Origin of the sequence: Prevotella conceptionensis 9403948 (genome assembly GCF_000312305.1) — a bacterium.
GTDB lineage: Bacteria > Bacteroidota > Bacteroidia > Bacteroidales > Bacteroidaceae > Prevotella > Prevotella conceptionensis.
Map to the genome: position 1 here is coordinate 356275 of NZ_HE999444.1, position 6521 is coordinate 362795.

The window sequence follows — 6521 nt, forward strand, 5'->3', positions numbered from 1 at the left end:
CTGCCGTTCGGGTGAGTGTAATAAAGTGTCCGATGAGTGCTGCCGTGTTAATGATGAGTATGGGCAGCAAGTTGTCGACGTGTTGGGGTTGCAACACGATGCAGGCAATGGTGAAGAGGTCTACCACTATCACCATTTCGTAAATCATGCGGTTGCGTATCTTGTCGTTTCTGCTACTTCGCAAGTAGTGCACAATGCCTATCAGCGACACAAGCGCAACGAAAAGGAAGGTGGCGATGCGGTTGTGGTCTATCTCTTGATACTGGAATAGGGGGGCGAAGAGGGCCAAGTGGGTGAAGTGTTGCACGAATACTTCGGGCTGACCCGTGTAAACCAAGTAAGCACCAACGAACCAATAGGGGGCGATTAGCCCCAGAACGGATGCCCAGAAGTTGCGCCAACTCATGGACAACACGTTGGTGGCGTGCAAAATCCATAGCAATGGCACGAAGAAGAGAATCTGAACGAATACGGTTGAGGCCACGCCAATGAACAAATAGGCGTAGAAGGTTACGCCCGATGCCGTTCGTTCTTGGTAGGCATTGAACACAATGAGATAAAAAGCCGCGAAACAGACTTGCACCAAGGCGGCCGACGGCGAGGCAAAAAGATAGTTGGCCGCGCACGCCAGCACAAGGAAGGCGCACGAAATCATGCGGCTATAAACCCTTAACAGGGCATTGACGTTGTTGAACTCTACCATGAGGTAGGTGGAAACGGCCAAGCATGCGAACTCGAACCAGAGGTTTTTGCCCACTAGTCCGCTTGCCAAGAACACCAACACGGCGTAAACGGCCGTGAAGGAGAGTGTCATCCTGCTTTCCGCAATCTTGTTTTGTAATCTCTTTACTACCATATCTATATGTTACTAGCGGTTGTTGGCCGCCAGTTGCCTATCGTTCGTTGCGCCACATGGCGGTGTTCGACCCCCTGATAGGGCTTTTGCTGTACATTTCTCGTTTGAGGCGAGGTGGTTGTTACAAATCTTGACCAATGTCTTTTCTGAAGTACTTGTCGGTGAAACGGATGGCATTTGCCGACTCGAAACTCTTTTGTAGCGCCTCGGCCTTGTCTTTTCCATACGAGCTAACCGCCAAAACGCGCCCGCCGTTGGTAACAAGCAGGCCGTCTTTAATGGCTGTTCCGCTGTGGAACACGATGCTTTCTGCCACGTTTTCGATGCCTTCGATGGGATAACCCTTGGCATATTCTTGGGGATAACCACCGCTAACGAGCATCACACAGACGGCAGCACGCTCGTCGAAAGCTACATTTCGGCTAGCGATGTTGCCCTCGGCCACGCCCTCGAAGAGGTCGACGATGTCGGTTTTGAGCCTAAGCATCACGCTTTCTGTTTCGGGGTCGCCCATTCGACAGTTGTATTCGATGACCATTGGGTTGCCTTCCACATTGATAAGTCCGAAGAAAATAAACCCCTTATAGTCTATTCCCTCTTCGGCCAATCCGTTTATCGTGGGGCGAATGATGCGCTCTTCCACCTTCTTCATCCACTCTGGGGTGGCGAAAGGCACGGGACTAACGCTGCCCATACCGCCCGTGTTGAGGCCTGTATCGTGTTCGCCAATGCGCTTATAGTCCTTAGCCTCGGGCAAAATTTGATAGTCTTTGCCGTCGGTTAGCACGAAAACAGAACATTCTATGCCGCTGAGAAACTCTTCGACAACTACGGATGCCGAGGCGTTTCCAAACATACCGTCGAGCATGTGGCGCAATTCGGCCTTCGCCTCTTGCAGTGTTGGCAAGATAAGTACGCCCTTACCGGCGCACAGTCCGTCGGCTTTCAGCACGTAGGGGGCTTTTAGTTCTTCGAGAAAAGCCAGTCCTTCGTCGATGTTTTGTGCGGTAATGGTTTTGTAACGCGCTGTGGGTATGGCGTGTCTGGCCATGAAAGCCTTGGCGAAGTCTTTGCTGCCTTCGAGTGTTGCGCCTTTTCGCGATGGGCCGATGACGGGAATATGAGTCGTGCGAGCATCGTTCTTGAAGTCGTCGTAGATGCCGTTCACCAGCGGGTCTTCTGGTCCAACCACCACCATTTGCACGTCGTTGTCGAGCGCGAAACGCTTTAATGCGTCGAAATCGTTGGCGTTGATGTCCACGTTTTGGCCCACTGTGGCCGTTCCAGCATTGCCAGGGGCGATGAAAAGCTTGCTAACCTTGGTGCTTTGTGCTATCTTCCAGGCAAGCGCGTGTTCTCTTCCGCCACTTCCCAACAGTAAAATGTTCATCCGTTTTATTTTAGATAATCGTCAAAATATTGTGAAATACGTTCGTGCAAGTGGGTGCTTTGGTGTCCGCGCATGTTGTGTGGCTCGCCAGGATACACAAAGAAGTCGGGCTGAGTGCCCACTTTGATGCACTCTTGCAAGAAGTTCAGGCAGTGTTGCGGCACCACAACGGGGTCGTTCATGCCTGTTATTATTTGCAGTTTTCCTTTTAAGTTCTTGGCTTTTGGCAGCAAACTGCTCTCGGCATAGCCCTTGGGATTGTTCTGTGGTGTACCCATATAGCGTTCGCCATACATCACTTCGTACCACTTCCAGTCGATAACAGGACCGCCAGCAACGCCTACTTTGAACACTTCGGGGTGGGTGGTGATGAGGTTGGTGGTCATAAATCCGCCGAAACTCCATCCATGTACGCCCATGCGGTCTTTGTCTACGTAGGGTAAGGAGGTGAGATATTCCACACCTTTCATCTGGTCTTTCACCTCTTCTACGCCAAGATGATGGAACGTGGCCTGCTCGAATGCGAGACCGCGTGCACTACTTCCGCGGTTGTCGAGAATGAAAAGCAGGTAGCCCTTCTGTGCCATATAAGTTTCCCAACCACGCGACCAATAGTGCCAACGTGCCTCAACGTTGCGTACTCCTGGCCCTCCGTACACGTAAATGATGGTGGGGTATTTCTTGTTCGGGTCGAAATTGGTGGGTTTCACCATGCGGTAATACAAGTCGGTGGTGCCGTCGGCAGCCTTGATTGTGCCACACGAGTATTCGGGAACGGTGTAACCCTTCCAGGGATTGTCGGCAGTGAAGTAGCGAGTTGCCTTTGCCGAGGCCACGTTCACGATGTCGATGTTGCGTGGAACAGTGGGTTCGGTGTAGCTGTCGAGTATCCATTGCCCCGAAGAGCTTAGTGCTATCTTATGCGAACCGCCTTCGCCAGTGGTGTTGGCGTGGCATCCCTTGCCATTATCCAGCAGTCGGCGTGCGCCCGTTTGTAGGTTAACGGCGTAGAGATTGTTCTGAATAGGACTGGCCTCTGTAGAAAGTATGATGGCCTCTTTGGTCTTCGCGTTAAATCCCATCAAGTCAATCACAATCCATTTGCCCGTTGTAAGTTGCTTAATTTGCTTTCCGCTAGTGTCGAACAGGTACAAATGGTTGTATCCGTCTTTCTCGCTTTGCAGTATAAAGCGGCCATTATCCCAGGGCAAGAATGTGATTGCGTGCATGGGATGCACGTATTTGTCGCTCGATTCGGTGTAGAGCGTGGCCGTTTTGTTTCCCGTTGTAGCGTCGTAAGCGTCTAGCGAGTAGTGGTTTTGCGCTCTATTCAGTTCGATAAGGTATATCAGCTTGCCGTCGGGCGACCAAGCGATGTTGGTAAAATACCTGTCTGTGGGGTCGCCTGTGTTGAGATACACCGTTTTATCCGTCTTCAAGTCGTATATTCCTACGGTTACGAGGTGCGACTTCTCGCCAGCCATAGGATAACGAACGGGTGTTTCGGTGGCAATACGTGTGTCGATGTCTACCAAAGGATAGTCGGCCACCATCGATTGGTCCATTCTGTAAAACGCAAGTTTCTGTCCGTCGTTGCTCCAAAACGTTCCTTTATATATGCCGAACTCGTCACGATGCACGCTTTGTCCGTAAACGATGTCGCGACTACCGTCTTTCGTCAGTTGTTTATGTGTTCCTTGGGCGTTACAAACGTAGAGATTGTCGCCTTTAACAAAGGCAACGGCGCGTGATTGGGCGTTCCAATCGGCAGAACTCTCATCTTTCGTATCTTGTTTCCATACCAGCTGTTTGGTTTTCCAGTTCACCAGCATGCGCGTTTTGCTTGCGTTGAGCAGCACGAGCGGCTGATTGGGGTAGGGGAAAGTGGCGTGATAGAACGAATGCACCTTGATGTTGCCAGCCATTTCAACCCATTGGTTCACGTCGTCTAGGCTAAACAGGCGGGTTTCTTTGCCCGTGTTCTTGTCTATCAGTGCGCAAAACTCCGCATCGGTACGCACCAGTTGGTCGCCCCACCATGCGGTGTAGCGGTTCTTGGGCACCATGTTATGGAAGTTGTTGCCACCATAATTAAGGTCTTCCAGTGTGAATTGTTTCTGTGCCGGCATGCTTTGCGGTGCGAAAATCATTGTTGAGAGCATCGCTCCCACGATAAGTTGTTTAATCGTCATGGTCTATAAAGTTAGCAGAATTACGTCCAAAGTTCTTTCCTCCGCGCTTGTCTGTGCGCTCAAAGCTCTTTCCCTTGCGGTTAAAGTCTTTGCCTTTGCCTGCGAAGGGCTTGCCGCCGCGCTCGAACGAACGGCCGCCACGCTTGTCATCGCGGTCGGCATACGATGTCGTTCGTCTGCGTTTGCGTTCTTCGTTGCGCTCCTCGGTGTGTGCGAAGTGGTTTTTAAAGGTGTACGAACGTATGTCGTCGGTGTCTTGCGAACCGTCGTCGTCCAGCCTTTTCTTAAATTCGCGGTTCTTCTTAAACCTATTTTTTTCGGCCATTTGGCGCTTTTCTTCGTCGGTCTTCACCACGCCACCCTCTTGGCGGAAGTCTTTTAGCGACCCGTCGAATATGGCATACTTGCGAAATTCGCACTCCAACGACCCGTTATATACGGGAATTTTGATGGATGGTTTCAGTCCAATCTGGTCGAAACACTCCTCGCGATAGCTCAACACCCACGCATCGTTGCCCATGAATTGGTGTTTAAGCCTCTCGCCAATCATCTTATATGTCCCAAGAAGATTGGGTGTAGAGATGCGTTCGCCGTAAGGCGGATTGGTAACGAGTATGCTTTTGTTCTCAGGTTTCTTGAAATCCTTGAAGTCGGCCTGCTCAATGGTGATGTCTTTGGTAAGTCCCGATGCGCGAACGTTTAGTCGTGCCGTGTTCACAGCCTTCATATCTACGTCGTAACCGTAGATGTGGTGGTTAAATTCGCGTTCGTTGCTGTCGTCGTTATAGATGTTGTCGAACAGCTCTTGGTCGAAGTCGGGCCACTTTTCGAAAGCGTAGCTCTTGCGGAAAACGCCTGGTGAGATGTTGCGAGCGATAAGTGCGGCCTCTACCACGAGCGTTCCCGACCCGCACATGGGGTCGATAAAGTCGGTTTCGCCTTGCCATCCCGTCATCAATATCATGCCGGCGGCCAACACTTCGTTAAGCGGAGCCTCCACCGACTCTTGCCTGTAACCGCGACGATGCAGACTTTCGCCACTCGAATCCAGCGATAGCGTACAGTCGTACTCGGCAATGTGGATGTTCAAACGTATGTCTGGGTTGCTCACCGATATGTTGGGGCGTTTGCCCGTGCGCTGGCGAAACTGGTCAACGATGGCGTCTTTCACCTTATAGGTAACGAAACGTGAGTTGCGGAACTCTTCCGAGTACACCACCGAGTCGACCGAGAAAGTCTTTCCTTCCTCGATATGCTTGCTCCAATCAATCTTTTGTATCTCCTCGTACACGTCGTCGGCCGACTTTGCCTTGAACTTGGCGATAGGTTTTAAAATCCTAATGGCCGTGTGCAGTTGGAAATTGGCGCGATACATCGTTTCTTTGTCGCCCGTAAACGACACCATACGCCTGCCAATTTGTACGTTGTTTGCCCCCATTTGGGTAAGCTCCTTGGCCAAAACGGGTTCCAGGCCCATGAAAGTTTTGGCTATGAGTTCGAATTCCATTGTATATAGTTGTTGTTATTTCGTTTTCTTAAATATGCGCGTATTAGGCTCCACGTCTTCTGTTACCCACACATTGGCACCCACCACGCTGCCTTTGCCGATGGTTACACGGCCTAGGATGGTGGCGTTAGAGTAAACCACCACGTCGTCTTCCAATATCGGGTGTCGGGCAATGCCCTTAATGGGGTTGCCGTCTTCGTCTTTGGGGAAACTTCGTGCGCCAAGCGTAACGCCTTGATACAGCTTAACGTTGTTGCCGATGATGCAGGTAGCCCCGATAACAACGCCCGTACCGTGGTCGATGGCAAAGTGTTGGCCAATCTGCGCAGCGGGGTGTATGTCTATTCCCGTTTCCGAATGCGCCATTTCGGTTAGCATTCGCGGTATCAGTGGCACACCCATAAGCAGCAGTTCGTGCGCAATGCGATAGTTTACCAATGCCTTGATGGATGGATAACACGATATAATCTCGCCGAAACTGCCTGCTGCCGGGTCGCCGTTGTATATGGCGGCCACGTCGGCAGCCAGCATTTGGCGCACGGCAGGCAGCCTTTTAATCAGGTCTATCGACATTTC

The 6521-nt window shown here is 51.3% G+C and carries 5 protein-coding genes; all 5 read right to left on the reverse strand.

Annotated features, from left to right (window positions below; translation table 11 throughout):
* Nucleotides 1–856: hypothetical protein (locus BN93_RS03680; protein WP_052311358.1), on the reverse strand; the 856-nt coding region annotated here is incomplete at its 3' end.
* Nucleotides 857–977: 121 nt separating this feature from the next.
* Nucleotides 978–2246 (reverse strand): phosphoribosylamine--glycine ligase, encoded by a 1269-nt coding sequence (gene purD / locus BN93_RS03685; RefSeq protein WP_019187007.1) that lies wholly within the window; start codon nt 2244–2246, stop codon nt 978–980.
* Nucleotides 2247–2251: 5 nt separating this feature from the next.
* Nucleotides 2252–4438, reverse strand: a complete 2187-nt coding sequence (locus BN93_RS03690; protein WP_019187008.1) for a S9 family peptidase — start codon at nt 4436–4438, stop codon at nt 2252–2254.
* Nucleotides 4428–5945 (reverse strand): THUMP domain-containing class I SAM-dependent RNA methyltransferase, encoded by a 1518-nt coding sequence (locus BN93_RS03695; protein WP_019187009.1) that lies wholly within the window; start codon nt 5943–5945, stop codon nt 4428–4430. The genes BN93_RS03690 and BN93_RS03695 overlap by 11 nt, the downstream gene beginning before the upstream one ends.
* Nucleotides 5946–5960: 15 nt before the next feature.
* Nucleotides 5961–6521, reverse strand: a 561-nt coding sequence (epsC, locus tag BN93_RS03700) for a serine O-acetyltransferase EpsC (RefSeq protein ID WP_316928607.1), incomplete at its 5' end; no start/stop codon positions are given.

Excerpts from the sequence above, each read along its gene's own strand:
- purD (WP_019187007.1), bottom strand. The coding sequence starts at position 2,246 with ATGAACATTTTACTGTTGGGAAGTGGCGGAAGAGAACACGCGCTTGCC.
- BN93_RS03690 (WP_019187008.1), bottom strand. The coding sequence starts at position 4,438 with ATGACGATTAAACAACTTATCGTGGGAGCGATGCTCTCAACAATGATT.
- BN93_RS03695 (WP_019187009.1), bottom strand. The coding sequence starts at position 5,945 with ATGGAATTCGAACTCATAGCCAAAACTTTCATGGGCCTGGAACCCGTT.